This window comes from Acidovorax sp. KPB24-07, assembly GCF_057543315.1.
The window spans coordinates 1-625 of record NZ_BAAJYS010000913.1 but is presented as its reverse complement, the minus strand read 5'-3'; the positions used below and the strand labels follow the sequence as shown (position 1 = coordinate 625).

1 protein-coding gene is annotated in these 625 nt (G+C 72.5%); it reads left to right on the top strand.

Going from position 1 to position 625, the window contains the following annotated elements; all coding sequences use genetic code 11:
* Positions 1-123 precede the first annotated feature (123 nt).
* The coding region (locus tag AC27IQ_RS26635) for a response regulator (RefSeq protein ID WP_487091481.1) at positions 124-625 on the top strand (502 nt) is incomplete at its 3' end.

Sequence of the window (625 nt, the reverse complement as noted above, 5' to 3'; positions counted from 1 at the left end):
GCGAGCGGCTGCGCAGCGCACGCGACGGTCTGCCCGGGCATGCCGCCGCGCTGGCGCAGCTGCAGGCCTGCGCGGACCGCTTCGACTTCGACGCCCTGGCCCACCTACTGCGAGAACCCGAACATGACGAACTCCCCTGACAGCGTGCAGGCCGCCGCCCCGCGCCGCGTCATCCTGGTGGTGGACGATGCACTGGACACCCTGCGCATGCTGTGCGATGCGCTGGCAGGCGAAGGCTATGCCGTGCTGGCCGCGCGCGATGCCGACGAGGCCATCGAGCGCTTCGAGGTGACCGTGCCCGATGGCGTGCTGCTCGATGCGGTGATGCCCGGCACCGACGGCTTCGCGCTGTGCCGCCGCATCAAGGCCACGCCGCCGTGGGCGCACGTGCCCATCGTCTTCATGACCGGGCTGTCGGAGACCGAGCAGATCCTGCGCGGCTTTGCCAGCGGCGGCGTGGACTATGTGGTCAAGCCCCTGCGCATTCCCGAGGTGATGGCCCGCCTGGCCACGCACGTGGCCAACGCGCAGGCCGCCCGGCTGGCGCGCGAGGCCGTGGACGTGGCGGGCCTGGGCGTGGTCGTGCTCGATGGCCAGGACCGCATCGCCTGGCGCTCGCCGCAGG